Below are 25275 nucleotides of genomic sequence, written 5' to 3'. Positions count from 1 at the left end.
GCGGTTCCTCCTCATTGCCGCATCGCCTTGCCTTCAGCGTCGTAAGGCGAGGCCGCGACGATGCGCGCCGGCCGTTCAACCCCTACAATGTGGACGGAAAGTTCGGTCCCCTCCCCGGCGAAATCGTCATCGAGCAACGCCAGGGCGACGCTCTTGCCGACCGTGTAGCCATAGCCTCCGGAAGTTACGAAGCCGACGCGCCGCCCCTTGTGCCAGACCGGCTCGAAGCCGCTGGCATCGGCGTCGACCGCATCGACTTCCAGCGTCACGATCCGACGCGCGACGCCCGCCTCGCGCTCCTTGAGCGCCGCCTCGCGGCCGATGAAATCGCCCTTGTCGAAAGCGATAAAGCGGTCGAGCCCGGTCTCGCCGGGCGTATAGCCTTGCGTGAATTCGCGCGACCAGATGCCAAAACTTTTTTCCAGCCGCAGCGAATTCAGCGCGTAGTAACCGATCTCGGCAAGGCCGAGATCCTCACCCGCGGCAAGCAGCGTCTCGCGCAGGGTCGAATGCAGGGTGGCCGGGCAATTGATCTCGAAGCCAAGCTCGCCGGCGATCGACAGCCGGGAAACCCGGGCACGAACCAAGCCGATGTCTAACGCGCCGCAGGCCATGAACGGCAAGGCCCTCGCCGAGACGTCCCGATGCGTGGTGCGCTCGACGATCTTCCTTGCATTCGGCCCGGTGACAAGGAAGCCGGATACGGCATCGGAAATATCGGTGACCGTGACGCCATCCGTCAGATGCGCCTCAAACCAGCGCATATGGAATTCGCGCAAATAGTAGGAACCCATGATCCAATACTCGCCGTCCCAATTGAGCACAGTGAGATCGCCCTTAAGCCGGCCGTCGGACCCAAGCATCGGTGCAAGCCGGGCCCGCCCCGGCGTCGGCAGCCGGCAGGCGAGCAGCCGGTCGAGCCAGGCCTCGGCGCCAGGGCCCGACACGGCGTAGCGCGAGAAGGCCGTGGTATCGACGAGGCCGGCGGCGCGGCGGACCTGCAGCACCTCGTCGCCGACGATGTCGAAAGCGTTAGAGCGCTTCAGCGTCGTTTCCTCGCGAAAACCCATCGGCGCGAAATAGGCCGGGATTTCCAGTCCCCACGATGCCATCCACTCGGCGTCGGCGGCCGTCATGCCGTCATAGGCGCCGGGCCGCTTCAGCGGGCGGCCGGCCGGCAGCCGCTCATTGGGGAAGGTCATGACGAAGCGGCGGGCATAGAACTGGCGTGTGGTTTGCCGCAGATATTCGCGGTTGGCGGCAAACGCACCGTAGCGGGCGATGTCCATGCCGAAAATGTCGGCCTGCGGCTCGCCATAGATCATCCATTCGGCCAGCGACTTGCCGACGCCTCCGCCCTGGCTGAAGCCGGCCATGACGCCGCAGGCGACCCAGTAATTGCGCAGTCCCCTGACCGGGCCGACCAGAGGGTTGCCGTCGGGCGTGAAGGTGAAGGCGCCGTTGACCCATTTGCGGATACCGGCCGTGGCAAGGCATGGAAAGCGCTCATAGGCTTTTGCAAGCTCAGGGCTGATGCGATCGATATCCTCGGGGATCAGCTCGATGCCGTAGTCCCAGGGCGCGCCGTCCATGTTCCAGTGCTTCGGGTTCTGCTCGTAGACGCCGAGCAGCACGCCTTTGCGCTCCTGCCGCAGGTAGGAGAAGCCGTCGAGATCGACGGCGAGGCCGAGTTCCTTGTCCAGCGCCGCTACTTCCGGGATGTCCTCGGTGACGAAATAGTGGTGCTCCATCGGCGTCACCGGCAGGTCGACGCCGGCCATCAAGCCGACCTGCTTGGCCCACAGGCCGCCGGCATTGACGACATGTTCGGCGACGATCGTGCCCTTCTCGGTGACGACATCCCAGCCGCCGTCGGCGCGCGGCCGCAACTCGACGACGCGGTTGCGCAAGATGACATCGGCGCCGCGCTTTTTGGCCGCTCCGGCATAGGCATGCGTGGTGCCGTAAGGATCGAGATGGCCCTCGTTCGAATCATAGAGGCCGCCGAGCACGCCGCTGACATCGACGATCGGGCAGATTTCCTGGATCTCTTCCGGGCTCACCAGACGGGCGGTCTCGATGCCGACCGACTGGAACACCGCCCAGGCCGATTTCAGCCATTCCCAGCGCTGCGGGTCGCTCGCCATGTTGACGCCGCCGGTCATGTGCAGCCCGGCATTCTGGCCGGATTCCGCCTCGATCTCGCGATAGAGCTTGATCGTGTAGTCCTGCAGCGCCGCGACATTGGGATCGGCGTTGAGCGCATGGAAACCGGCGGCCGCGTGCCAGGTCGAGCCGGCCGTCAGCTCGGCGCGCTCGATGAGCGCCACATCGCTCCAGCCGAATCGCGCCAGGTGATAGAGCACCGAGGCGCCGACCACGCCTCCCCCGATGACGACTGCCCGGTAATGCGACTTCACGAGCCTCTCCCTCTCGTTGCAGGCCCTTACGATACATAGACTGTACATATGTGTCTAGACACTTCTGTCCAGAGCTTGCGCACCGCTCCGCGCCGTGCCTATTGTGCAGGCATGATCATGACTGCTCCCCGGGACGAGCCGGCGCTCGGCAATATCAAGGTGACCCGCGCGGACTGGATCAACCTCGCGCTGCAAACGCTGATTTCCGACGGTATCGAAAGCGTGCGCGTGCTGACGCTGGGACAGAAGCTTGGCGTCTCACGCTCCAGCTTCTATTGGTATTTCGAGAGCCGGCAGGACCTGCTTGACCAGTTGCTCGCGCATTGGCACGAGACCAACACCAAGGCGATCGTCGAACGCGCCCAGCGCTCTGCCGAAACCATCATCATGGGCGTGCTGAACGTGTTCGAATGCTGGGCCGACGAGCGCCTGTTCGACCCGCGGCTCGATTTCGCCGTCCGCGAATGGGCGCGCCGCTCCGACGACGTGCGGCGCATGATCGACAAGGCGGACGACGATCGCCTCAGCGCGATCCGCGACATGTACCGCCGGCACGGCTATGACGGCGAGGACGCCTTCATCCGCGCCCGCGTCCTCTACTACATGCAGATCGGCTATTACGTGCTCGACCTGAAGGAACCGGTCGAGGCGCGCGTCAGCCACCTGGCAGCCTATCTGCGCGCCTTCACCGGCCTGGAGCCGAGCGAGGCGGATGTGGCTCATTTCATGCGCTTCATCGCGGCGCGGTGATGTTGCCGAGCACAATCAACCTCAGCGTTCAACAAAGCTTGTGCTGTGGCTTCGCTGCCCTTGTGAGCGGTGATAAAATGGTCGAATAGTTTGACAGGGTGCCACCCTGAAACTGCCCGCACGCAGTTTTCGGGCAAAAGTGCGTTGGGCGGAAGTCGAATGGCAAGTCCTTCGAAACCACATAAGAGAAGAGGCCGGATCGCTTCGGCGCTGCTCGGCGTCGACGCGTGGCTCGATTCCTCGCTCTATGAGATCGGTTTCAAGGCGCGCGAATTCTGGGAAGCGGCAACCATCTTTTCCCGCCGTTTCCGTGTGCATGGTTGGCGCCGCGCCATCATCGAGGTGCTGAGCGAGGGCTTCACCATGGGCGCCGGCGGCTTCGTGGTGCTGCTCGCGCTCGCCATGCCTGCCTTCGACATCACCACCGGCGACTGGCGCAACCAGGGCGACTTCGCCGTCACCTTCCTCGATCGCTACGGCAACGAGATCGGCCAGCGCGGCATCATCCAGCGCGATTCCGTGCCGGTCGACGAGATGCCCGACATCGTCATCAAGGCGGTGCTGGCGACCGAGGACCGGCGTTTCTTCGACCATTACGGCATCGATGTACTCGGCCTGTCGCGCGCGATCTTCGAGAATGTGCGCGCCAATTCGGTGGTCCAGGGCGGCTCCAGCATCACGCAGCAGCTCGCCAAGAACCTGTTCCTGTCCAACGAACGCACTTTGGAGCGCAAGATCAAGGAAGCTTTCCTGTCGCTATGGCTGGAAGCGAACCTGTCCAAGAAGGAGATCCTGCAGCTCTATCTCGACCGCGCCTATATGGGCGGCGGCACGTTCGGCATCGAGGCGGCGGCGGATTTCTATTTCGGCAAGAGCGTCAAGGACCTTAACCTGGCCGAGGCGGCAATGCTGGCCGGCCTGTTCAAGGCGCCGACCAAATACGCCCCGCACATCAACCTGCCGGCGGCGCGCGCGCGCGCCAATGTGGTGCTCTCCAACCTGGTCGATTCCGGCTTCATGACAGAGGGCCAGGTGCTGCAGGCGCGGCTGCACCCGGCCGACGTCGTCGACCGCGGCGAGCAGAAGAGCCCGGATTATTTCCTCGACTGGGCCTTCGACGAGGTGAAGAAGATCGCCAAGCCGGGCCAGCACTCGCTGGTCGCCCACACCACCTTCGACGCCAACATCCAGAAGGCGGCAGAGGAGTCCGTCGAATTCCACCTTCGCCAGTTCGGCAAGGAGTACAACGTCACCGAAGGCGCAGTGGTGGTGATCGAGACCAATGGCGCGGTGCGCGCCATCGTCGGCGGCCGCGACTATGGCACCTCGCAGTTCAACCGCGCCACCAAGGCGCTGCGCCAGACCGGTTCGTCCTTCAAGCCCTATGTCTACGCCACAGCGATGGAGCACGGCTTCACGCCGGACTCGGTGGTTTCGGGCGGCGCCGTCAGCTGGGGCAGCTGGTCGCCGCACAACTACAGCGGCGGGTCGGCCGGCAATGTCACGCTGCTCACGGCGATCGCCAAGTCGATCAACACAGTGCCGGTGCGGCTCGCCAAGGATTACCTCGGCATCGGCCCGATCAAGGCGATGGCCGAATCGATGGGCGTCGAATCGCCGCTGGAATCGCACAAGACCATGGTGCTCGGCACGTCCGGCATGACGGTGATGGACCAGGCGACCGGCTACAGCGTCTTTGCCCAGAACGGCTTCGTCGGCTCGCGCCATGGCATCACCCAGCTCGTCACCCGCACCGGCGAAGTGGTCTATGACTGGGCCAAGGACGCGGCGCCGCCGCACCGGGTGCTGTCGGAAAAGGCGCTGAAATACATGAACACCATGCTGGCGGCGGTACCGGTTATCGGCACGGCCAGACGCGCCCAGCTTCCGAACATCGTCGTCGCCGGCAAGACCGGCACGACGCAATCCTATCGCGACGCCTGGTTCGTCGGCTTCACCGGCAATTACACGGCCGCCGTCTGGCTCGGCAATGACGATTTCACGGCGACCAACAAAATGACCGGCGGCACCCTGCCGGCAATGGTCTGGCAGCGGCTGATGGTCTATGCGCACCAGAATATCGACCTGAAGCCGATCCCTGGCATCGATCATCCATGGGTCGATCCTGAGGTGGCGGCCAAGGCCGAGGAAGCGGCGAAGAAGGAAGCCGACGCCGCGGCGGCGCAGGCCGAGGCCGAACGTCCGCCGGTGCTTTCCAACCGCACCACCCAGACGCTGAGGGACATGACCAAGACGTTCCAGGCTGCCCCCATGCTCGATGCCCCCACCCTGCCGGAGACGCTTTCGGCGCTTTAGAACCACCCCCGCGCGAAGCGGCTTGCCACGGCACCCCGCGCCGCGATATCCCGGGGAACCTCCTCTGTTGCGGCTCTCATGCTCAAGAACGCCATCCTGACGCTGCTTTCGCTTGCCATGGCCATCGGGCTTGGCGGCTATAGCGTCTGGTATGCGCTCAATGCGCAGGACGGCGTCGGTGCAATCCGCATCGGCCAATGGACCGCTTTCCCCGAAGTCGGGACGCTGGCCGCCGACCCCTATTCCAAGGCGCGCGTGGCGCGCGAGGGCGTGCTGGCGCTCGGCCGGGCCGAGGGGCTCGCCTTCGTCGCCGAGCGCGACGATGCCGGCGAGCCGCTGAAACGCGAATGCGCCTACACGATCGAGGACGGTTATCCGACCGCCCGGTTCTGGACGCTCTATGCCGCCGACCAGTCACTTGGCGTGATCGACACCGGCAAGCCGAGGCAGGCGGCGCTGCAGTCCTACGAAGTGCTGCGCCAGCCGGACAATTCCGTCGTCATCTCCGTCGGCAACCGCCCGGCCCCCGGCAACTGGCTGCTCACCGGCGGCTTCGGCAAGATGTACTTCGTGCTGACCTTCTACGACACGCCGATCGCCTCGAGCACAGGCCTCTCCGACGTGACGCTGCCGCGCATCCTGAAGGCGGGCTGCGATGCGTAGCCTGCTGCACGCCCTGATCCTCGGCCTGCTCGGCGCCGGCATCGTGCACATCGTGGTGCTGTTCCTGGTGCCTGAATTTTCCGAGCGCGATGCCTGGTCGCGGCTGGCTATGGCCTCCGACCTCTACAAGATGACGCGGCTGGACGCCGAGGCCGGCGGCGCGCCGGTGGTCAAGTCGGTCGACCCGCTGTTTTATGCGGCCGCCTGCCGTTTCGACCTCGCCGACGGACTGGTGCGGATCAAGGCGCCGGGCGACGTGCCGTTCTGGTCGGCGTCGGTCTACGACAGCAGTGGACACAACCTCTATTCCTTCAACGACCACAACGCCAATGGCGAAAAGCTCGACACGGTGGTGCTGACGCCGGCGCAGATGATCGATGTGCGGCGCGATCTCCCGGAGGATTTGCAGGGCGCGATCTTTGTCGAGGCGCCGATTGAGGAAGGCATTTTCGTCGTCCGCGCTTTCGTGCCGGACGAGAGTTGGAAGCCGATCGTGTCACGCTTCCTCGAGCAGAGCGCCTGCGAATTGCAGGATTATTGACGCAAGTAGTTCCAGGAAGAGCGTGAAACGGTTGGGCTTGGCGACTTCGCCCCAGCCTTCCGTCCGGAATTGCTATCAGTGATGCGGCGAGGAAGGTGACGGCGAGACAGGTTTGTCCGAGCTGCCTTTGCCGGGCTGCCTCTCACTGGCCTGCGGACGCAATTCGTAGCGGACGCCGGGGAAAATGATGACCGCCGCCGCCGTCGCGGTGTCGTGACTTGCTCGATTTACAGGTGCCGCTCGCGGCACAAAAGACAGGACCATGCCCATGGTTCGCGCATTCCTCTCGGTTTGACCGGAGCACAACGCAACGCCTCCAAAGTTGATTAAGAGGCGTAGAGGGTTAACGGAGCGCTAACGGATCGCGGCTAATTTGATGTTTGTTTTTCCTGAAGTTGCGAAACCGGCGCGGCTGGATTGCGCGGTTCAGGATTGTGTCGAGTATCGGGCGTATCCTCCGTGTCATCTTCGGATTTCAGGCAAATCGCTATCCGGACCGAAGCGGGAAAGGCCGAAAGGCTGTTCCGCGCCGCCGTGTCCGCCTTCTGCTCGCTGACGCGCCCCTCGCGGCGCGAGATCGCCCAGCTCGAGGACCTGACGCTGCCCCTATTCGACAAGGTCTCGGTCGAGTCGCGCCGCTATGTAGCCGCTGCCCTTTCCGAATGCGAATATGCGCCGACCGCGCTGGTCAGGCGGCTGGCCGAAGAGCCGGTCGAGATCGCCGCGCCGCTGCTCACCCGCTCCAACGCGCTGAGCGACATCGACCTCATCGCGCTGATCGGCCGGCACGGGCTGCCGCACGCGCGCGCCATTGCGCGCCGCAAGGTGCTCAACCCGACGATCGCCGACCTGATCCGCGTGCTGGAAAGGCCGACGCTGGTCAAGACGCGGCCGCCGGAGACAGTCACCAGGCTTGCACCGAAACCAGAACCCGTAACCAAAGCGGATACCAGTTCCGTGCCCGGCGATGCAGCGGAGAATGCTCGGCGCCGCCTGCGTGCGATGATGCGCCCGGCCGACGAAAGTGCGGACGTCAACACCTTCCTCGGCCAACCGGCCTATGTGAAGTTGCGCGAGACGGCGCTGACTGGCAACGCGGCCTTCTTCCAGACCGCCCTTGCCGACGCGCTGGACATCGACTTCGCGACTGCCCGCTCAGTGACCGGGCAGCCAAGCTATGCCGCATTGCTTGCGGCGCTGCGCGCTCTCGACCTCGGCGAAGACAGGGCGTTCCTGATCGCGGTTGCGGTCTATCCCGGCGAGTTTCCGCATCCGCAGGCGATCCGCCTGTTCCTCGACCGCTACCGGCTGCTGCACCGCGAGGCGGCGCTCGACAAGGTACGCGCCTGGAAGGCCGAGACCTTGTCGCCGGCCATCCGCGGCAAGGCGCCCGACACGATCAGTGCCGAACGACGCGATGCCTCGAACGGCGAAGAGGCGAGCTCCAGCCTCAAAGCCTCCCGATCCGTTTAATCAGCCTTCACCGAAAGCAGCTCTTCGACCGGAACGGCTCCCGCTTCGATCTCGACCACCCAGATGTCGGGATCGAATTTCTTCTCCCGCTCCAGCCGCGCATCGAAAGCCGTGCTGTCGTCGCCGGCATCGAGCAAGGTGAAAAAGCGATCGTCTGGCCTGGCCGAATCGTAGCTCGTCTGCGGCGCCGGCCCATAGAGCGCCATCTCCCCCAGACGCCCGCGCGACAGCACGAAGACGGCGCCCGCCTCGGTCGCGCCGCGCTTGACGACCGCGGCAAAGCCGCCGGCGCCAAACACGCGACGCACAAGGGCCGAAACCCAAAGATCGGTGGTTACGCGCATGGGAGGTTTCCGGATGGCATGCGCGATTTCTTACAGCAAGGATGAAGGAACCAAAACGATCTTGCCGCCGCTCAGTTCGTCAGGCCGATCTCGCGCATCTTGACGTAGACAGCTTCGTCCGGCTCGCCGGTCTCGGGCAGACCAAAAAGGGCCTGGAATTCCTTGATCGCGGACTTGGTGCGGGCGCCGACCTTGCCGTCGAGCTGCATGTCATTGTTGCCGAAGGCCTTGAGGCCGGCCTGGATCTTGACGATGCGGGCGTCGGGCGATTGCGTGGCGCCATCGGCCGGCGCAGAGACCGGGATCACGGGCGGCCTGGCGGCGGAAGCGTTGGCGGCGCCATCGGCCGGCCGCGGCGCCGGGTGGGGAATGGCCGCCGTCGTCTGGCGGGCGCCAAGCTGGTCGAGCAGTGCTGTGTCGACCTCGCCCGACCCCGGCAGCCCGACTTTCAGCTGATAGGCCTGGATCGCCTTGCGCGTGGCCGGGCCCGAGAGCCCGTCGACCGTTCCGTCGTAGAAACTGAGGTCCTTCAGAATGCCCTGCACCTGCTGGACAACCGGATCCGGCTTCGGCGCAGGCTGCGCCGGCGCCTGGCGCACGATGTTGATGGTGGTTTCCGGCTCGTTGGAGACGGTATGCGGGAAATTCTCGATGCTCCTGGTCGCGAAGAAGGCGCTGGTGTGCGGAAAAGGCTGATACCAGAGCGCATTGGCGGACACATAGAACAGCGTCACCAGGAAGGCGGTTGAACCGCCGACCAGAACCGGATTGCTTGCGATCAATTGACCGACGGCAACCGCGCCCTCGGCAAAGACGCCGCGCTCGGGTTCGACCACCTTAGGCCGTTTTGCGGAGCGAGCCATTCCTCTCCCCATCTGTATCCCCCTTCGGCTTGACCGCCGGCATGGCCAGCACGCCGGAAGGCGTACCGGCATGCCGCTTAGGCCCGTTCACCGGCAGGCCGATCGTCACCGTGGTGCCCTCACCCGGCGCGCTCTCGATCGACATCGTGCCGTCGTGCAGCGCCACCAGGCCCTTGACCAGCGACAGGCCAAGCCCGGTTCCCTCGAAACGGCGCGTGTAGTCGTTATGGATCTGCATGAACGGCTTACCGAGATTGGCCATATCCTCCTCGGCGATGCCGATGCCGGTGTCGCTCACCCAGAAATGCAAGCGCGTACCGACGCGCTTGGCGCCGATCACCACGCTGCCGCCATCGGGCGTGAACTTGACCGCGTTCGATGCGAGATTGATCAGGATCTGCTGCACCGCGCGGCGATCGGCGTTGATCTCGCCGGCATCCTGGGCGATCTGCGTGGCAAGAACTATGCTCTTGGCGTCGGCCAGCGGCCGCATCATCGAGCGGCACATGTCGACAGCCTCGACAAAGCGGAACGGCTCCAGCTCGGTCGCGTAGGCGCCCGCCTCGATGCGCGAGACATCGAGGATCGAGGTGACGACGGACAGGAGATGCTGGCCGGACTCCCTGACCAGGCCGACATATTCCTTCTGGCGCGGATCCTTGAAGGCGCCGAACATCTCATGCAGCAGCATGTCGGAAAAGCCGATGATGGCGTTGAGCGGCGTGCGCAGCTCGTGGCTGACCACGGCCAGGAAGCGGCCCTTGGCCACTTCCGCGGCTGCGGCGGCCTCCCTGGCGTCCGCGAGCTCCTCTCGCAGCGCAGCCACATCCTCGTTCTCTCGCAAGACCAGGGTGAAGAGGTCGCGGTCGGCTTCGCCATGCATCAGCTCGAGGCTGAACGGACGGAAATTGTCGGCCGCGCCGGAACCCTCGCGCGGCAGGCGAATGCGCAGCTCGAGCCGGCGCTTCGGCGCACCCTCGCGCATGTCGGCCAAAGCGGTGAGATAGGCGACGCGGTCGGAAAGATGGACGCGGTCGAACAGGCCGGTGCCGAGCAGGAGCTCCGGCGCCAATTTCAGGATCGAACGCGCCTTGGCGGACGCGTCGAGCACTTCTCCCTGGCGCCCGACCCGCAGCACGACGGCGTCGATGACGTCCTCGAGGCTATCGCCGGCAGGTTCCGCCGGCCGCAAGCTGGCCGGATTGGCGAAGGCGGCGGCACGCGGCAACAGCGTCAGTACCCAGGCGAGCGGCAGCAACCAATGCCAGGCGGCGATTTCGCCGAGCGGCAGGACCTGGCCGGCAAAGGGCTGCAGCACGACAGCGCCAACCGCCGCCAGCGCGCTCGACAACGCAGCGCGCCGCGACCCTGAGACCCACCAGGTTTCGACGGGCAATGCGACGGCAAGGAGCGCGACCGGCGAGGCCAATCCGCCCGCAGCCGCCATCGCGCCGGCAAGGGCAAGGCCGCCCAACACGATCGCCATGCGGCCGGCGAGCGCCATATGGCCGGTGGCGGCCACCAGAAGCGCGGCGAACCAACACAGGCCGAAGGCGGCAAAGATGGCGGCCATGGTGACGGCCGCGCCGAGGCTCGAGGTGACCAGCGTGACCGCGGCGCCGGCAGCGAGGAAGGGCGCGGCAAGCATGACGCCGATGAAGCGGCGCTGGCGCAGGCGTTCTGCCTCACCCGTCACCATCGGGTGAACCATGCGTTCGCAGCCGGCGGCAACCGCGCCAGGCAATTGAACATATCTGGCTGAAATCGAACTCAACGCACGCATACCCGGTCGTGAAAAACGCCCTGCCTGGCAGGTGACTCATCAATTGGCTTGAAACTCGCATCCAGCATTTAAGGAATGGATAAGGCTGGCGAAGCCGGCGGCCCGCCCCAGGGCAAATATTGCGATGGCGACCCCGCAAAGCACGCCGAGTTGCCGCCATGGTAAACGGCGGGTTAGCCGTGAGGCCCGTGCCAAAACGGATCGAAACTTGACCCGGCTAACCGCTCTCAGAGACAAAATCGTTTAATAACAATATGATATATGGTTATCGTAAAGTTAATGCAATCGATGAGATTCGAGATAAGTCCATGCCAAAACCGATCCTTTCGAATTTGTCTAAAATTTGAGGAAAATTCGCGGCTTCGGTGCAAGCCGTCCTTTGCGTGAGCGTGCCACTATCGTGCCCATAAAAAGAGGTCATGCCGATGGATGCATGATCCGCCACGGATGGGCGCTGTCCATCCCGGATGAGAGGCAAGTAACATGGGCTTTCTGATCAGGATGGCTTTCTGGTTTTCGCTGGTGCTGCTGGCGCTGCCGCTCGGCGTTGGCCCGGGTGAAGACGGTCAGCAAAGCGTCGGGCCGATCCAGGCGCTGTTTGCGGCGCGCGAGGCGGTCGGCGACATAGCCGGGCTGTGCGAGCGTAAGCCCGATGTCTGCGAAACGGGCAAATCGGCCATGTACACCATTACCGTTCGCGCCAAGGAAACGGCCAAGATCGCCGCGGCCATGATCGACGACCAGCAGTCCGGGCAGGCAAGCGCGCCCGAGACGAAGGTCGCGGATGGCTCCGTCACGACCACCGGCAGCGTCGCCGAGGACATCGTTCTGCCTGCCAAGGTCAACATCCCGGTGATGTTGACGGCGAAGAACTGAGATCTCTTTCAATTCCGGAGGGAAAACCCGCTACGCACTTTTCCTGGAATTGCTCTCTCTTTGGTTTGGCGCAATTCCGGACGGAAACTCGCTAAGCACTTTTCCTGGAATTGCTCTAACGCCGCGGGCCCGTCCGACCTCTCGACGCCCGCGGCGTCTTTCTTTTTTCCGTGACGCGGCAGTGCCGGGACACTATATGCGAAGCAAATGACTACCCCGATCCAGACGATCCGCGACGACTTTTCCCTGCTCGACGAGTGGGAGGATCGCTATCGCTACGTGATCGAGCTCGGCGAGGGCCTGCCGCCTTTTCCCGATGAGGACCGCACGGCCGTGAACAAGGTGCCTGGCTGTGTGAGCCAGGTGTGGCTCACCACGGAGCACGGAACGGGCGCCGACCCGGTGATCAGCTTCCAGGGCGATTCGGACGCCCATATCGTGCGCGGCCTCGTCGCCATCATGCTGGCACTGTTTTCGGGCCGGCGGGCAAGCGAAATCCAGAACACCGACGCCGAAGCGACGCTGAAGGAGCTCGGCCTCGACGAGCATCTGTCGCCGCAGCGCGCCAACGGCCTGCGCTCGATGGTCAAGCGCATCAAGCGCGACGCGGAAGCGGCACTGAAGCAGACGGCCTGATCCGAGAGCTTCAAAAGCAAACGGCGCCCCAGGGGCGCCGTCGAACTGCTTGAAGACCGATCAGCGGCCTTTGCGCTTGCGGCCCAGACCCATCTTCTTGGCGAGTTGCGAGCGGGCGGCCGCGTAATTGGGAGCCACCATCGGGTAGTTAGCGTCCAGGCCCCACTTCTCACGATATTCCTCTGGCGTGAGATTGTAGTGGGTCATCAGGTGCCGCTTCAGCGACTTGAACTTCTTTCCGTCCTCGAGACAGACGATGTAGTCGTCATGGACCGAGCGTTTCGGGTTGACGGCTGGCTTCTGCTTTTCGGCCGACGGCTGCTCCGGCGAGCCACCGACACGGCCCAACGCGGCATGGACGTCGGCGATAAGGTTCGGCAGTTCCCCAACCGGCACCGGATTGTTGCTGACATAGGCGGCGACGACATCGGCGGTCAGCTCGATCAGCGCATCACCGTTTTTCGAAGGTGTTTCGACGATTTCCATAATGCTAAAGCCCCAACGAGAGTTGTTTCTAAAACCGCGCCCTTTTTTCCGAGATCGGGCATCGCACGAATTTCATGCAGGAAAGCCCCTGCGATTCGTGTCGCTTATCTTAATGGCGCCGCATTGCAAGTAAGTCAATTCGTATATTGATTTATATTCGTCGATATTCATCAAATATTGCTGATTCAGCTTCAAAATTTCGTGCACCGTGTAACTTCGCGAGATTTTTCTGGCCAGACCGTCATGCGGTGACGTTACGTCATCAGTGTGTTAGACATCCGATCGCCACTCGACATAGCGCTCAATGCTTGGCCAATGCTTGGATGCCTGTTGCGCCGGCACGACGAATCCTGTTGCACAGCGGAGCGCAAAAACATCGCCTTGATGGCCGAACCAACGAGGCGGGGTGACGGGGCCCCTCAATAGGGCGCGATATATTTGCCGTAGACCCAGCCGGTGACGAAATGGCCATTCTGTGCGGGATCGTGCCAGAGCTCGCACCAACGATAGCGGATCGCCAGGCGCTGCTTCCACTGCGGCTGCCGGGCGATATCGAGCAGGTTCACGCCGCCGGTGCAGCGGCCGGTCATCTGCAGCACGGTGCCGTTCGGATATGCGGCCTGCTTTTGCGATGCGTTGGAGGGATACTTTCGTGCATTAAGCGTGTCGCCGAACGGCACGCCCGACACTTGCCAGGCGGCAAAGACCGTTGCATGAGACCGGTTGGAAAAAGCCAAAGCTGCCACGGCGACGGCAACGGCCATTGCGATAGAAACACAGGATTTCATCTTTCCCCCTTCAACTTGGCTTCTGTAGACCATCTTGAACCGCGCCCCTTGAACCGCCGCTGAGCGGCGTGTTCATTTGTCATTCAAGCAAATTCCGCAGCGAGACGTAATGACCAAATCTTCCGCCTTCCCGACCGCCAGTCCGCCGACGGCTGAGAAACACCCGGTCTCCGACACGCATCACGGCATCACCCGCGGCGACGACTATGCCTGGATGCGAGCCGACAACTGGCAGGCCGTGTTCCGGGACCCCTCCCTGCTCGACGGCCGGATCCGCGCCCATCTCGAGGCTGAAAACGCCTATCAGGCGTTACTGATGGCAGGCACGACGGATCTGCGCGGCAAGCTGTTCGCCGAGATGAAAGGGCGCATCAAGGAAGACGATTCGACGGTGCCGATGAAGGACGGCCCCTACGCCTATGGCTCGTCGTTCCGGCAGGGCGGCGAGCAGCCACGCTATTTCCGCACGCCGCGCGACGGCGGCGCCGACGAGATCCTGCTCGACGGCGACGCGGAGGCCGAGGGCAAGGCCTATTTCCGGCTCGGCGGTGTGGATCATTCGGCCGACCACAAGAAGCTGCTGTGGGCCTTCGACGACAAGGGTTCGGAGTTCTTCACGCTGCGCGTGCGAGATCTTGCCAGCGCCAAGGAATTGGCTGACCAGATCCCAGACACGGGTGGTGGCGGGGTGTGGAACGCCGGCGATGACGGCTTCTTCTATACCCGTCTCGACGACAACCATCGACCGTCGAAAGTGTTCTTCCACGCGCTCGGCGACAGGCCTGAGAACGACCGGCTGATCCATGAGGAGACCGATCCGGGCTTCTTCATGGATGTCGGCGGCACGCGCGCCAATGACTGGATCATGATTGGCATCAACGACCATGAGACATCCGAGTATCGGCTTCTGCCGGCCAACGACCCATCCGCCGAGCCCAGGCTGGTGGCGGTGCGCGAAAGCGGCCTGCAATACGACCTGGAGGAAGGCGGCGACATCTTCTTCATCCTCACCAATGCCGACGGCGCCAAGGATTTCAAGATCATGACCGCGCCGGTCGAAAATCCTGTGCGCGCCAACTGGCAGGAACTGGTGCCGCATGAGCCCGGCCGGTTGATCCTCTCGGTGCTCGGCTTCAAGGATCACATGGTCCGGCTGGAGCGCAAGGACGGCCTGCCGCGCATCGTCGTGCGCGAGCGCGCCAGCGGCGAGGAGCATTTCATCTCCTTCGACGAGGACGCCTTCTCGCTCGGCCTCTCAGGCTCCTACGAATACGACACCGAAGTGATGCGTTTCACCTATTCGTCGATGACGACGCCGGCGCAGGTGTTCGATTACAACATGCGCAGCCGCGAACGCGTTTTGCTGAAGACGCAGGAGGTGCCCTCCGGCCACGATCCGGAACATTATGTCACCCGCCGGCTGGTGGCGCCCGCCGCCGATGGCGAGTTGGTGCCGATCTCCCTGCTATACCATCGCGATACGCCGCTGAACGGTTCCGCGCCCTGCCTGCTTTACGGCTACGGCTCCTACGGCATCGCGGTTCCTTCCGCCTTCAACACCAACTACCTGTCGCTGGTCGACCGCGGCTTCGTCTACGCCGTCGCGCACGTGCGCGGCGGCAAGGACAAGGGGTACGGCTGGTACGACGACGGCAAGCGGGCGAAGAAGATGAACACCTTCACCGATTTCATCGCCTGCGCCCGTCATCTCGTCGCCGAGCGCTACACGCAGCACGACCGCATCGTGGCGCAAGGCGGCTCCGCGGGCGGCATGCTGATGGGGGCGGTCGCCAACATGGCGCCGGACTGTTTCGGCGGCATAGTCGCCGAGGTGCCGTTCGTCGACGTGCTCACCACCATGCTCGACGCCAGCCTGCCGCTGACGCCGCCGGAATGGCCGGAATGGGGCAACCCGATCGCCTCGGTCGACGACTACAATACGATCGCCGCCTATTCGCCCTACGACAATGTCGCGGCGCTCGACTACCCGCCGATCCTGGCGTTGGCGGGCCTCACCGATCCGCGGGTCACCTACTGGGAGCCGGCCAAATGGGTGGCGCGGCTGCGCGAACGCAAGGCGGGCGGCAACCCGGTCCTGTTCAAGATCAACATGGATTCCGGCCATGCCGGCGCATCGGGCCGCTTCTCACGGCTGGAGGAGATCGCCTACATTTACGCCTATGCCTTGAAAGTGACCGGCAAGGCCTGATTTTGCGCTCGCAATCGCAGGGGCCTCGCGCTACGCAATGCGCCGTCGTTTCTGGTCGCGGTCTTTTTCGGGCTGCGCCATCTGTCATTTGCAAGGTTCGTCATGCTGCTCGTCGACGTCTATCTCGACAAATCGCCAATCCAGGGCATCGGCGTCTTCGCCAAACACCGCATTCCAAAGGGCACGTTGATCTGGAAGCTCGATCCAAGATTCGACCGGCGCATTCCCGTCGACACCTATGAGGGCGAATCCGGCCCGGTGAAGTCCTACCTCGACCGCTATTCCTATCCGGACCGGCGCGACCCGAACTACATCGTCTTCGAGGCGGATGACGCACGCTACATGAACCACGCCGACGAGCCGAACTGCGACGTCTCCTCGCCCGAGGAGACCTACGCGCTGCGCGACATCGCGCCCGGCGAGGAACTGACCTGCGACTACAACCACTTCTTCGACAGTGGCTTCGACTTCCTGGGCGACCGCCACCCGTAAATGCGAGTGGGCGACGGCTAGACTAACTCTTCGGCTTGCGCGCAGGATAACCGTTCGGGCGCGGCGGGACGGCCTTGAGGTAGGCGGCGATCGCCTCGCGGTCGTCGGCTGTCAGTTGCGCCATGTTTCGCTGCACCTCGACCATGGCGCCGCCGACGGAATCGAACTCGGGCGTGAAGCCGGTCTCGAGATAGTTGGCGATGTCGGCCTCCGACCAGTCCCTGGTGCCGCCCTGGGGAGTGATATTGGACACGACGCCCGAGCCTTCGGCGGCCACGGCGCCCGCCAGCCACTCGCTTTTCCTGACGCCGCCGGCGAAATCGCGCGGCGTGTGGCATTCACCGCAATGGCCGGGTCCCTCGACCAGGTAGCGGCCGGCCAGCACCTTGTCCGGCGCGCCGTCGGGCAGCGCGATCACCGGTTCGGAACTGAGATAAAGCCGCTTCCACAATCCGATGCCGCGGCGGATGGTGAAGGGGAATGAAAGCTTGTGATCGGGCGCCTTGCCGGCAACCGCCGGCAGCGTCTTCATGAAGGCGTAGAGGTCGGCGATGTCGGCCGGCCTCATGCGCGCGTAGGACGCGTAAGGAAAGGCCGGATAGAAATGCTCGCCGGAGGGCGAAACGCCTTTCAGCATGGCGTTGGCGAAGTCTTCCTCGCTCCAGGCGCCGATGCCGTCCTTCTGGTCCTGCGAAATGTTGGGCGGCACGAAGGTGCCGAACGGCGTCTTGAGTTCCAGCCCGCCGACCAGTTGCAGTTGGGCGTCGCCCTTGGCGCCCGGCTTGGCATGGCAGGAAGTGCAGCCCCCGGCATAGAAGATGCGCTTGCCTTTGGCGGCGTCGCCGGGGCCGAGTCGCGCGACGGTCTCGGCGTCCAGCCTGACCGGGGCCGACAGGACCCAGCCGGCAGCCGCTGCCGCGCCGCCAAGCACGATGACGGCGCCGACAAGCTTCTTCAGCCAGGCCATGTCAGGAGATCAGCTCTTTTTGATCCGGTAGGTTTGGTGGCAGGTGCCGCAATCGCCGCCCAGCGTGTTGAGTTGCGCCTTCAGCGCGTCGACATCGGCGGGTGGGGAAGCAACCGTGGCCTTTGCGTCGGCCAAAAACTTGTCCTCGGTGGACTTGAAGCCGGCCATGTCTTCCCAGATCTTCGGCGCGGCCGTGGTGTCGCCCTTGTCGCTGCCGGCGGGGAACAGCGTGTCGGCGTCGAACTTCTCGGCATTGGCCTGTAAGGCCTTCAATGTCGTCAGCACCGCGGCGGCGTCGAAATCCTCCTCGCCCTTGACCACTTTCGACAGCTGGCCGGCGATCTTGCCGCGCTCCTTCATCAGGGCCTGGCGATCCTTGATCGGATCGGCATAGGCGGCCGAACCGGCAAAGGCGAGCATAGAGATGGCGATGACAAGCTTTCTCATTCAATTGGCTCCATGGTGGTGAAGAGAATTCGCGGCACAATTCCGGACGGAAAACCGTTCCACACTTTTCCTGGAATTGCTCCAGACGTTAACGGGCGCCGCGGCGGGATTATTCCCTTTCGCCGTGACGTTTTTGCCGGCAGTCTTGTGGTTTCTCCTTGGCCGAAAAAGAAAAGCCCCGGCGTGCCGGGGCTTTTCTTCGAATTGATCAGCCTTTCGCCTTCTCATAAAGCTCCAGGACATGGTCCCAGTTGATCAGGCTGTCGACGAAGGCCTCGAGGTATTTCGGCCGCGCATTGCGGTAGTCGATGTAATAGGAGTGCTCCCATACGTCGACGCCAAGGATCGGCGAGCCGCCATGGACCAGCGGGTTCTCGCCGTTCGGCGTCTTGGAGATTTCGAGCTTGCCGTTCTTGACCGACACCCAGGCCCAGCCGGAACCGAACTGGGTGGTGCCGGCGGCGATGAAATCCGCCTTGAACTTGTCGTAGCCGCCGAGATCGCTGTCGACGACCTTCTGCAGCGCGCCCGGCAGCTTGTTGCCGCCGCCGCCCTTCTTCATCCACTTCCAGAAATGGATGTGGTTGTAGTGCTGGGCCGCGTTGTTGAAGAGCCCGGCATTCTTGCCGAAGGACTGCTTCACTACCTCTTCGACCGACAGGTCGCCCATTCCGGCCTCGGCGGCCAGCTTGTTGCCGTTGTCGACATAGGCCTTATGGTGCTTGTCGTGGTGATACTCCAACGTCTCCTTCGACATGTAAGGCTGCAGGGCCTCGTAGTCATAAGGCAAGGCGGGCAACTCAAAAGCCATGGATGGTACTCCCTCGAGGAAAAAGTCCGGTGATGCTACCGAGCTAAGATAGGTCTGGAACGGGTGGGGGCAACTCCGGAATGGAGCGCCGGACGACTTTTTAGAGCAATTCCAGGAAAAGTGTGAAACGGTTTTCCGTTCGGTATTGCGTAAAATAAACGGGCAGAGCGGTTCGCCATTTCCGTGAAACGGTGAACCGCTCCGCCGGCTCAGGCGGCGGAAGTCGAATGCGCCCAGTCCCAATAGAGTTCGCGCGCCTTCTTGGCCACTGGTCCGGGTTGCAGATCGCGGCTCTCGATGCGCGTGACCGGTACGACCTTCGAATGGTTGCCGGTCGAGAAGATCTCGTCGGCTTCGAGGAAATCGCGGATCGACAGCGTCTTCTCGGTGGTCTTGAAGCCGTAGTCGCCGAGCAGGCTGATGGTGCGCGAGCGGGTGATGCCCGACAGGAACGTGCCGTTCGGAGCCGGCGTCATGACATGGCCGTCCTTGACCAGGAAGATGTTGGAGGTTCCGGTCTCGGCGACGTTGCCCAGCATGTCGAGCACCAGCGCGTTGTCGAAGCCGCGGTTCTTGGCCTCCAGGATGGCGCGGCCATTGTTGGGATAGAGGCAGCCGGCCTTGGCGTTGGTCGGCATGGTCTCGATGGTCGGGCGCCGGAACGGCGAGACGCCGATCGAAAAGCCGGAAGGCGGGATCATCGGCGATTCATAGAGGCACAGGCAAAAGCGGGTCGAGGCCGGATCGGCCGGCACGCCCATATAGCCGCCATGCTCGGCCCAATACATCGGCCTGATATAGACCGCTGTCTTGCCGTCGAATTTCTTCAAGCCGTCCCAGGTCAGGCCGACGATTTCTTCGGTCGTCATCGAGGGCTTCAGACCGAGCGCGACGGCCGAGGCGTTGACGCGGGCCGAATGAAGCTCGAGGTCCGGCGCCACGCCCTCGAACCAGCGGCCGCCGTCGAAGACGCTGGTGCCGAGCCACATGGCGTGGCTGCGCGGCCCGAGAATCGCGACATTGCCCTCGTACCAATCGCCGTCCACATAGGTCCAAGTCGCGGTTTGCGCCGTCGCCGCCAGTGTCATGTTCGTCGTCCAGATCGATGATTTCAGGCCGGCATAGGACGATGCTTTGGCGGCCGGCGTCAACCGACATCGGGAAAAATCGTTGAGGCCAGAGGCACTTAAAGCGCGGCGCACCGAAACGGAGTCGGGCGACGCGCTTTAAGTCTTTCTTGTGCATGTCGTTTTCCCAAAACCGCTGCACGCTTTTGGGCGACATGCATTAATCCGCAATCAGCGCTTGCGCGGCAGGCCTGCGCGCCGCAAAACTCTCCTCATGCACCATGCGGCCTTTGTCTTCGACGCCTACGGCACGTTGTTCGACGTGCACGCCGCCGTGCGCCGCCATGCCGGCGAGATCGGCCCGGATGGACAGCTGCTGTCGGAAATCTGGCGCGCCAAGCAGCTCGAATATTCCTGGGTCCGGACGCTGATGGGCTCATATGCCGACTTCTGGCAGTTGACCGAGCAGGCGCTCGACTTTGCGCTGCGCAAGGTGCCCTCGGCCGATCCGGCGCTGCGGACGAAACTGCTGGAGGCCTATTGGCGGCTCGACTGCTACCCGGAAGTGCCCGCCGTATTGAAGGCGCTCAGGGCCTCGGGCGCGAAGCTCGCCATCCTGTCCAACGGATCGTCGGAAATGCTCAACGCGGCGGTCAAATCCGCGGCGCTCGACCAGATCCTCGACGATGTGTTTTCGGTCGATGCGGTGCGCAAATTCAAGACCGATCCCTCGGTCTACGACATGGTCGTCACCGGCTGGCGGCTCTATCCGGGCGCGGTGTCGTTCCAGTCGTCGAACCGCTGGGACGTAGCCGGCGCCACGAGGTTCGGTTTCCGCACGGTCTGGATCAACCGGACCAACCAGCCGGACGAATATGGCGACTTTCCGCCAGGGCTGATCCTGCCTTCGCTCGATGGCCTTCTGACGGGCGTCTGACGCCTGTGTTGCTGCAGCGCAACAGCTGTGGCACGGTCACAGCTTCGCCTTTTTCTGTCCACCCTCAGGCCAGAATTGGAACCGCCTATCGCCGCCGACTGTTATGGATGCCGTCGGCGACGTGCCTTCGAATTCATGCTTTCATGCGAATTGAGACCTAGAAAAGGCAACCATGTCAGACGCTTCCTTCCGCATAAGCCGCCGCGGCTTCCTCAATTTCACAGCCCTTGGCGCTGCTTCGGCCGCCGTGTCCGCCTGCACCACCACCGGTCCAGGACCAGCCCCCGTCCAGCCGCCACCGCCGGCCTATGTCGAACCGCCGCTTGGCGACTACGAGACGATGTACGGCGCAATGTCGGACAATGGCTTCGACCTGCCGGCCATTCCTGTGAACAAGATCGATCACAAATTCTTGCGCCAGATCGTCCCGGATCCGACCGGGCAGCGTCCAGGCACCATCGTTGTCGATACCACAGGTCACTTCCTCTATCTGGTGCGCGAAGGCGGCCAGGCGATCCGCTACGGCGTCGGCCTGGGGCGCGCGGGCTTCGAATGGTCGGGCGATGCCGTTGTGCAGTGGAAGCAGAAGTGGCCGAAATGGACGCCGCCGGACGAGATGGTCGCCCGCCAGCCGGAACTGACGCAATTCAGCGCCAAGAACGGCGGCATGCCAGGCGGACTGAAGAACCCGCTCGGCGCCCGAGCGCTCTATCTGTTCCAGGGCAACCAGGACACGCTCTACCGCCTGCACGGCTCGCCGGAATGGTGGTCGATCGGCAAGTCGGTCTCTTCGGGCTGCGTGCGCCTGATCAACCAGGACATCATCGACCTTTACGACCGTGTTCCGAACAAGACCCCGGTCGTCGTAACGGCCGATATCGGCGAGCCGGTGTCCGATATGCCCGAGCGTAAGGCCATCCCGATCGACAACGGAGTGCCGACCGGCTCGATCCTGCTCGGTCCGGTGGAGCGGCTGACCAACGAAATCTTTTAATCCGGTCAGCGGTGCTCGGCCAGAATGGTGGCCAGCACCGCAACGCCGCGTCGCAATGCCTCTCCGTCAAGCCCGGCGTACCCCAGAATGAACCCGGCCGTTTCCGGTTGGGGCCCGCCCGGATCATAAAGTGGCGACACGGGATAGAGGCCGAGCCCTGCCTCTCGCGCGGCCGCGATGATCGCCGGTTCGCGTTCGGCATCGATGCCGTTCATCCAGGCAACGACATGCAGGCCGGTCTCGGCTCCGGCGACCGAGACATGCGTCCCCAGACGATCGTTCAACGCCTGCAGCAGGATGTCCCTGCGCTCGGCATTTTTTCTGCGGATGCTGCGAACGTGGCGTTCGTAAGCGCCGCTCGCCAACAGGTCGCTCAGCACGTCCTGTTCCAGCATCGGGGCGTGCCGGTCGGTCAGGCGCTTCGCCTCGCTGAATGCCCGGCGCAAGCTGACGGGGACGACGAGGTAGCCGAGCCTCAAGGTGGGCGAGAGCGTCTTGGACAGCGTGCCGACATAGATGACCGTGTCCGCGTCGAGCGCCTGCAGGGGAGGAATGGGGCTGATGTCATGGCGGTATTCGCCGTCATAGTCGTCCTCCACAAGATAGGCCCCTGTGGCGGAGGCCCAGGCCAGCAGCGAACGCCGCCGTGTCGCCGAAAGCACGCCGCCGAGCGGAAACTGATGCGAGGGCGTCACGTAAGCGAGACGGGCCGGCGGCAGCGAATCCGTCCTCAGCCCGTCCGCATCGACAGCGATGGGCAGAGCAACGCCACCGGCCGCCACAAAGGCGTGACGGGCAAGCAGATAGCCCGGGTTCTCGATCACAAAGGGGTCACCGGGATCGAGCAGCAGCCGCGCGCAGAGGTCTAGCCCCTGCTGCGAGCCGTTGACGATGACGATCTGGTCCGGCGTGCAACTGATGCCGCGGGCGCGCCAGAGATAAGCCTGGAGCGCGTTGCGCAGGACAGAGGATCCCTGAGGATCGCCATAGCGCAGCCGCGCGGGGCGCCGCAGGATGGCCTTGTTCGACGCCCGTCGCCAGGCCAGCACCGGGAAGTCCGCCCCGGACAGGTCGCCATAGCGGAAATCCGCAATCTTGGCCGGTTGCGCTTCCGCTGGCGGAGGCAGAGCCAGGAGCCGGCGCGCGAACGCCGAGAGGCTTCGGGGCTGAGCGCTGGTGGGAGGCGCTTCCACCGATGCCTTCTCAAGCCCCGGCGCCACGATCGCGCGCGCGCCGTGGCTGATGATCAGGTAGCCTTCGGCATTGAGCTGGCTGTAGGCCGCTGTCACCGTGGTTCGGGACGCGCCCCATTCGGCAGCGAAGGCCCGCGTCGACGGCAGGCGGTCGCCCGGCCGGTAGGCGCCGCTGTGTATCTGCTCCTTGATCGTCGCGATGATGCGGCGCCCGATACCGTCCTGCTCCAACTGGACCACCGAAAACCTTCAAAACTGGATATTCCAGGCAAGCCAGACTTCGGGCATTCTCGCCGGCAATGCAAGGAGTTTTGCCATGTACATACCGCCTGCCTTCCGCGACGACGATAAGGAGAGCCTCAGGGCCACGATCCGCGCGGCGCGGCTGGCGACCCTTGTCACCGCCACGGCCGATGGGCCGATGGCGACGCAGTTGCCGCTTTTCCTCGACGAGACCGAAGGCGAGCATGGCGTGATCTATGGGCATGTCGCGAGGGCAAATCCGCAATGGCGCGTGCCGCCGCTGGGCGACGGGCTGGCGATGTTCATGGGGCCGGACGCCTATGTGACGCCGGCCTGGTACCAGACCAAGCAGGAGACCGGAAAGGTGGTGCCTACCTGGAACTACATCGCCGTCCACGCGCATGGGCCGATCGAATTCTTCGAGGACGCCGACAGGCTGCTCGAGGTGGTGACCCGCCTGACCAAACTGCATGAAGGCGGGCGCTCAGCGCCCTGGGCCGTGTCGGACGCGCCGGCGGATTTCATCCAGTCGCAGCTGAAGGGCATCGTCGGCCTGCGCATGCCGGTCACGAAGCTCGAAGGCAAGCGCAAGATGAGCCAGAACCGCAACGCGGCCGATCGTGCCGGCGTGCACGCCGGCCTGGCGGCAAGCGACCGGCCTTCCGACCGCGAGGTCGCGCCGCTCATTCCATCGTAAACGACGCCTCCACCCTGCAGCCCCCGAGTCTATCATGCCGGATCTGACCCAGTTCGCCTTGTACTTCGCCGCGGCGTTGCTGCTCGCCATCACGCCCGGGCCGGGCATCTTCTACGTCGCCGCGCGCACGCTGGCTGGAGGACGCGCGGAAGGCATAGCCTCCAGTTTCGGGACGGGCCTGGGCGGCATGGTACACGTGCTTGCCGGCAGCCTTGGCGTTTCAGCGCTCGTGCTCGCCAGCGCGGAGCTGTTCACGGCGCTGAAGCTGATCGGCGCCGTCTACCTCGTCTGGCTGGGCTTTCGTACCTTCCAGTCCGCCCGCCGCGAGGCAAAGACAATGCTGGAAGGCGGGACGCCGGCGCCTGCCGTCGGCGCCCGGCGCGCGTTTCGCGAAGGCGTGCTGGTCGAGGCGTTGAACCCGAAGACGGCCGCCTTCTTCCTGGCCTTCATTCCGCAGTTCGTCGATCTCGGCGCCGGCCACGTCGCCCTGCAGTTCATGGCGCTCGGCTTCATATCGGTAACGCTCAACACCCTTGCCGACGTCGTGGTCGCCTTCGCGGCGAGCCGTATCAGGGACGGCGCGGCCGGGCGCACCAGCGTGATACGCCGCCTGCGCGAAGCATCCGGCGGCGCGATGATCGCGCTCGGCATCGGCCTTGCCATAGCCAAGCGCCCAGTCTGATTGCCCGGCCGGGTGTGGCGGCGCATGCCCATGCGGCACGACCAACAGGCCCGCCGGACGATGCCTCGCCTGCCTGCGTCGTTGCCTGCCGTCAGGTGCAGACCCATTCGCGGATCTTGCACTCCTTCTTGTCGCCTCCACACTGCGCCGTGGCCTTGTCCTCGGCTTCGCGGCGGGTCGTGGCCGACGCGGCGGCCCAGAACGGCGTCGCCGCGCCACGGCTCTTGCCGACCGAAAGCGCCGCGCAATGCTCATAGGGAAAGCCGGTGCCGTCGTCATCGTCCCAATGGCGATGGTTGCGGAATACCTCGACCACCCTGCAGCCCTTACCGTCCGCATTCTCGCAGTACTTGAGCGCGATGTCCTCCGCTTCCTGCCGCTTGTCGGCGCCCCAGAAGAAGCCGTGCCGGCCGTCACCAGGCGAGTAGGCGATCGCCCCCCAGATGCCCTTTTCCTCGCCAGTCTGCGCCGGCGGCGGCGCCACCAGGTCCGCTGCATGGCTCGCAATGGTAAGTCCGGCGAGCGCCGCAAGCAGCGGCAATGAAAGACGCAGGTTGATCGGCATTCTCATGCTCCAGGTTGCACTATCCAGCATGC

Annotated in this window: 25 protein-coding genes; 13 read left to right on the top strand and 12 right to left on the bottom strand. The window is 64.0% G+C overall.

The window, feature by feature from the left end:
• Positions 1 to 11 precede the first annotated feature (11 nt).
• A complete protein-coding gene (locus YU3_RS0102935) occupies positions 12 to 2420 on the bottom strand; it encodes an FAD-dependent oxidoreductase (protein WP_027164838.1) in 2409 nt (802 codons plus the stop codon).
• A gap of 111 nt (positions 2421 to 2531) precedes the next feature.
• On the opposite strand from YU3_RS0102935, the gene YU3_RS0102930 reads away from it, so the two are divergent.
• The 5 genes from YU3_RS0102930 to YU3_RS0102910 all read left to right on the top strand — a co-directional run bounded on the left by YU3_RS0102930 (position 2532) and on the right by YU3_RS0102910 (position 8163).
• On the top strand, positions 2532 to 3170 hold the full coding sequence (locus YU3_RS0102930; protein ID WP_027164837.1) for a TetR/AcrR family transcriptional regulator: 639 nt from the start codon (positions 2532 to 2534) through the stop codon (positions 3168 to 3170).
• Positions 3171 to 3329: 159 nt separating this feature from the next.
• Complete coding sequence (locus YU3_RS0102925) at positions 3330 to 5486, top strand: penicillin-binding protein 1A (RefSeq protein WP_027164836.1); 2157 nt, start codon at positions 3330 to 3332, stop codon at positions 5484 to 5486.
• 78 nt (positions 5487 to 5564) lie between these two features.
• Positions 5565 to 6149, top strand: coding sequence for a DUF1214 domain-containing protein (locus YU3_RS0102920; RefSeq protein ID WP_027164835.1), 585 nt, complete (start codon positions 5565 to 5567; stop codon positions 6147 to 6149).
• Positions 6142 to 6690 carry a DUF1254 domain-containing protein gene (locus YU3_RS0102915; protein WP_027164834.1) on the top strand — a complete coding sequence of 183 codons (549 nt, stop codon included), beginning with the start codon at positions 6142 to 6144 and terminating at the stop codon, positions 6688 to 6690. The genes YU3_RS0102920 and YU3_RS0102915 overlap by 8 nt, the downstream gene beginning before the upstream one ends.
• 459 nt (positions 6691 to 7149) lie before the next feature.
• Positions 7150 to 8163 (top strand): DUF2336 domain-containing protein, encoded by a 1014-nt coding sequence (locus YU3_RS0102910; RefSeq protein WP_027164833.1) that lies wholly within the window; start codon positions 7150 to 7152, stop codon positions 8161 to 8163.
• Here YU3_RS0102910 and YU3_RS0102905 read toward each other — a convergent pair.
• The 3 genes from YU3_RS0102905 to YU3_RS0102895 all read right to left on the bottom strand — a co-directional run bounded on the left by YU3_RS0102905 (position 8160) and on the right by YU3_RS0102895 (position 11081).
• Positions 8160 to 8507: a DUF1491 family protein gene (locus tag YU3_RS0102905; protein WP_027164832.1), complete on the bottom strand. Its 348-nt coding sequence runs from the start codon at positions 8505 to 8507 to the stop codon at positions 8160 to 8162. The two genes, YU3_RS0102910 and YU3_RS0102905, sit on opposite strands and share 4 nt — an antisense overlap.
• 71 nt (positions 8508 to 8578) lie before the next feature.
• Complete coding sequence (locus YU3_RS0102900) at positions 8579 to 9370, bottom strand: peptidoglycan-binding protein (RefSeq protein WP_027164831.1); 792 nt, start codon at positions 9368 to 9370, stop codon at positions 8579 to 8581.
• Positions 9345 to 11081: a PAS domain-containing sensor histidine kinase gene (locus YU3_RS0102895; RefSeq protein WP_027164830.1), complete on the bottom strand. Its 1737-nt coding sequence runs from the start codon at positions 11079 to 11081 to the stop codon at positions 9345 to 9347. The genes YU3_RS0102900 and YU3_RS0102895 overlap by 26 nt, the downstream gene beginning before the upstream one ends.
• A gap of 555 nt (positions 11082 to 11636) precedes the next feature.
• Between YU3_RS0102895 and YU3_RS0102890 the strand changes: the two genes are divergently transcribed.
• Together YU3_RS0102890 and YU3_RS0102885 are read left to right on the top strand one after the other, a co-directional pair.
• The gene (locus YU3_RS0102890; protein ID WP_027164829.1) at positions 11637 to 12029 is read left to right on the top strand and encodes a DUF5330 domain-containing protein; all 393 of its coding nucleotides are present in this window, start codon (positions 11637 to 11639) and stop codon (positions 12027 to 12029) included.
• Positions 12030 to 12236: 207 nt separating this feature from the next.
• Positions 12237 to 12665, top strand: coding sequence for a SufE family protein (locus YU3_RS0102885; RefSeq protein WP_027164828.1), 429 nt, complete (start codon positions 12237 to 12239; stop codon positions 12663 to 12665).
• Positions 12666 to 12725: 60 nt separating this feature from the next.
• On the opposite strand, the gene YU3_RS0102880 is transcribed toward YU3_RS0102885, so the two are convergent.
• Positions 12726 to 13151: a MucR family transcriptional regulator gene (locus tag YU3_RS0102880; RefSeq protein ID WP_027164827.1), complete on the bottom strand. Its 426-nt coding sequence runs from the start codon at positions 13149 to 13151 to the stop codon at positions 12726 to 12728.
• 419 nt (positions 13152 to 13570) lie between these two features.
• Positions 13571 to 13939, bottom strand: a complete 369-nt coding sequence (locus tag YU3_RS0102875) for a hypothetical protein (RefSeq protein WP_027164826.1) — start codon at positions 13937 to 13939, stop codon at positions 13571 to 13573.
• Between the two features lie 109 nt (positions 13940 to 14048).
• Here YU3_RS0102875 and YU3_RS0102870 point away from each other — a divergent pair, with 109 nt between their 5' ends.
• Both YU3_RS0102870 and YU3_RS0102865 read left to right on the top strand, forming a co-directional pair.
• Positions 14049 to 16148, top strand: a complete 2100-nt coding sequence (locus YU3_RS0102870; protein WP_027164825.1) for a S9 family peptidase — start codon at positions 14049 to 14051, stop codon at positions 16146 to 16148.
• A gap of 102 nt (positions 16149 to 16250) precedes the next feature.
• A complete protein-coding gene (locus YU3_RS0102865) occupies positions 16251 to 16640 on the top strand; it encodes an SET domain-containing protein-lysine N-methyltransferase (RefSeq protein ID WP_027164824.1) in 390 nt (129 codons plus the stop codon).
• Between the two features lie 22 nt (positions 16641 to 16662).
• Here the strand turns inward: YU3_RS0102865 and YU3_RS0102860 are convergent, their stop codons facing one another.
• The 4 genes from YU3_RS0102860 to YU3_RS0102845 form a co-directional block, all read right to left on the bottom strand.
• The gene (locus YU3_RS0102860) at positions 16663 to 17607 is read right to left on the bottom strand and encodes a cytochrome c (RefSeq protein ID WP_027164823.1); all 945 of its coding nucleotides are present in this window, start codon (positions 17605 to 17607) and stop codon (positions 16663 to 16665) included.
• Between the two features lie 9 nt (positions 17608 to 17616).
• Positions 17617 to 18054: a cytochrome c gene (locus tag YU3_RS0102855; RefSeq protein ID WP_027164822.1), complete on the bottom strand. Its 438-nt coding sequence runs from the start codon at positions 18052 to 18054 to the stop codon at positions 17617 to 17619.
• A 208-nt stretch (positions 18055 to 18262) separates the two neighbouring features.
• Positions 18263 to 18865, bottom strand: a complete 603-nt coding sequence (locus YU3_RS0102850; RefSeq protein ID WP_027164821.1) for a superoxide dismutase — start codon at positions 18863 to 18865, stop codon at positions 18263 to 18265.
• Positions 18866 to 19074: 209 nt separating this feature from the next.
• Complete coding sequence (locus YU3_RS0102845; protein ID WP_027164820.1) at positions 19075 to 19953, bottom strand: branched-chain amino acid aminotransferase; 879 nt, start codon at positions 19951 to 19953, stop codon at positions 19075 to 19077.
• A 253-nt stretch (positions 19954 to 20206) separates the two neighbouring features.
• On the opposite strand from YU3_RS0102845, the gene YU3_RS0102840 reads away from it, so the two are divergent.
• The gene (locus tag YU3_RS0102840) at positions 20207 to 20869 is read left to right on the top strand and encodes a haloacid dehalogenase type II (RefSeq protein ID WP_027164819.1); all 663 of its coding nucleotides are present in this window, start codon (positions 20207 to 20209) and stop codon (positions 20867 to 20869) included.
• A gap of 172 nt (positions 20870 to 21041) precedes the next feature.
• Complete coding sequence (locus tag YU3_RS0102835; RefSeq protein ID WP_027164818.1) at positions 21042 to 21863, top strand: L,D-transpeptidase; 822 nt, start codon at positions 21042 to 21044, stop codon at positions 21861 to 21863.
• Positions 21864 to 21868: 5 nt separating this feature from the next.
• Here YU3_RS0102835 and YU3_RS0102830 read toward each other — a convergent pair whose 3' ends face one another.
• Positions 21869 to 23296: a PLP-dependent aminotransferase family protein gene (locus YU3_RS0102830; protein WP_027164817.1), complete on the bottom strand. Its 1428-nt coding sequence runs from the start codon at positions 23294 to 23296 to the stop codon at positions 21869 to 21871.
• 76 nt (positions 23297 to 23372) lie between these two features.
• On the opposite strand from YU3_RS0102830, the gene YU3_RS0102825 reads away from it, so the two are divergent.
• Both YU3_RS0102825 and YU3_RS0102820 read left to right on the top strand, forming a co-directional pair.
• Positions 23373 to 23996 (top strand): FMN-binding negative transcriptional regulator, encoded by a 624-nt coding sequence (locus YU3_RS0102825; protein ID WP_027164816.1) that lies wholly within the window; start codon positions 23373 to 23375, stop codon positions 23994 to 23996.
• A gap of 34 nt (positions 23997 to 24030) precedes the next feature.
• A complete protein-coding gene (locus tag YU3_RS0102820) occupies positions 24031 to 24678 on the top strand; it encodes a LysE family translocator (protein WP_027164815.1) in 648 nt (215 codons plus the stop codon).
• 91 nt (positions 24679 to 24769) lie between these two features.
• Here YU3_RS0102820 and YU3_RS0102815 read toward each other — a convergent pair whose 3' ends face one another.
• Complete coding sequence (locus YU3_RS0102815) at positions 24770 to 25249, bottom strand: DUF4189 domain-containing protein (RefSeq protein ID WP_156913296.1); 480 nt, start codon at positions 25247 to 25249, stop codon at positions 24770 to 24772.
• Positions 25250 to 25275 lie beyond the last annotated feature (26 nt).

Source organism: Mesorhizobium sp. WSM3224, assembly GCF_000427725.1.
Lineage (GTDB): Bacteria > Pseudomonadota > Alphaproteobacteria > Rhizobiales > Rhizobiaceae > Mesorhizobium.
This window is presented reverse-complemented; position numbering and strand designations above follow the sequence as displayed.

Bases quoted from the DNA above. Each gene is read 5' to 3' on its own strand.
- YU3_RS0102855 (WP_027164822.1), bottom strand. From the start codon at position 18,054: ATGAGAAAGCTTGTCATCGCCATCTCTATGCTCGCCTTTGCCGGTTCG.
- YU3_RS0102860 (WP_027164823.1), bottom strand. From the start codon at position 17,607: ATGGCCTGGCTGAAGAAGCTTGTCGGCGCCGTCATCGTGCTTGGCGGC.
- YU3_RS0102925 (WP_027164836.1), top strand. From the start codon at position 3,330: ATGGCAAGTCCTTCGAAACCACATAAGAGAAGAGGCCGGATCGCTTCG.
- YU3_RS0102835 (WP_027164818.1), top strand. From the start codon at position 21,042: ATGTCAGACGCTTCCTTCCGCATAAGCCGCCGCGGCTTCCTCAATTTC.
- YU3_RS0102920 (WP_027164835.1), top strand. From the start codon at position 5,565: ATGCTCAAGAACGCCATCCTGACGCTGCTTTCGCTTGCCATGGCCATC.
- YU3_RS0102900 (WP_027164831.1), bottom strand. From the start codon at position 9,370: ATGGCTCGCTCCGCAAAACGGCCTAAGGTGGTCGAACCCGAGCGCGGC.
- YU3_RS0102865 (WP_027164824.1), top strand. From the start codon at position 16,251: ATGCTGCTCGTCGACGTCTATCTCGACAAATCGCCAATCCAGGGCATC.
- YU3_RS0102840 (WP_027164819.1), top strand. From the start codon at position 20,207: ATGCACCATGCGGCCTTTGTCTTCGACGCCTACGGCACGTTGTTCGAC.
- YU3_RS0102870 (WP_027164825.1), top strand. From the start codon at position 14,049: ATGACCAAATCTTCCGCCTTCCCGACCGCCAGTCCGCCGACGGCTGAG.
- YU3_RS0102895 (WP_027164830.1), bottom strand. From the start codon at position 11,081: ATGGTTCACCCGATGGTGACGGGTGAGGCAGAACGCCTGCGCCAGCGC.
- YU3_RS0102915 (WP_027164834.1), top strand. From the start codon at position 6,142: ATGCGTAGCCTGCTGCACGCCCTGATCCTCGGCCTGCTCGGCGCCGGC.
- YU3_RS0102905 (WP_027164832.1), bottom strand. From the start codon at position 8,507: ATGCGCGTAACCACCGATCTTTGGGTTTCGGCCCTTGTGCGTCGCGTG.
- YU3_RS0102820 (WP_027164815.1), top strand. From the start codon at position 24,031: ATGCCGGATCTGACCCAGTTCGCCTTGTACTTCGCCGCGGCGTTGCTG.
- YU3_RS0102930 (WP_027164837.1), top strand. From the start codon at position 2,532: ATGATCATGACTGCTCCCCGGGACGAGCCGGCGCTCGGCAATATCAAG.
- YU3_RS0102850 (WP_027164821.1), bottom strand. From the start codon at position 18,865: ATGGCTTTTGAGTTGCCCGCCTTGCCTTATGACTACGAGGCCCTGCAG.
- YU3_RS0102845 (WP_027164820.1), bottom strand. From the start codon at position 19,953: ATGACACTGGCGGCGACGGCGCAAACCGCGACTTGGACCTATGTGGAC.
- YU3_RS0102875 (WP_027164826.1), bottom strand. From the start codon at position 13,939: ATGAAATCCTGTGTTTCTATCGCAATGGCCGTTGCCGTCGCCGTGGCA.
- YU3_RS0102885 (WP_027164828.1), top strand. From the start codon at position 12,237: ATGACTACCCCGATCCAGACGATCCGCGACGACTTTTCCCTGCTCGAC.
- YU3_RS0102890 (WP_027164829.1), top strand. From the start codon at position 11,637: ATGGGCTTTCTGATCAGGATGGCTTTCTGGTTTTCGCTGGTGCTGCTG.
- YU3_RS0102815 (WP_156913296.1), bottom strand. From the start codon at position 25,249: ATGAGAATGCCGATCAACCTGCGTCTTTCATTGCCGCTGCTTGCGGCG.
- YU3_RS0102880 (WP_027164827.1), bottom strand. From the start codon at position 13,151: ATGGAAATCGTCGAAACACCTTCGAAAAACGGTGATGCGCTGATCGAG.
- YU3_RS0102825 (WP_027164816.1), top strand. From the start codon at position 23,373: ATGTACATACCGCCTGCCTTCCGCGACGACGATAAGGAGAGCCTCAGG.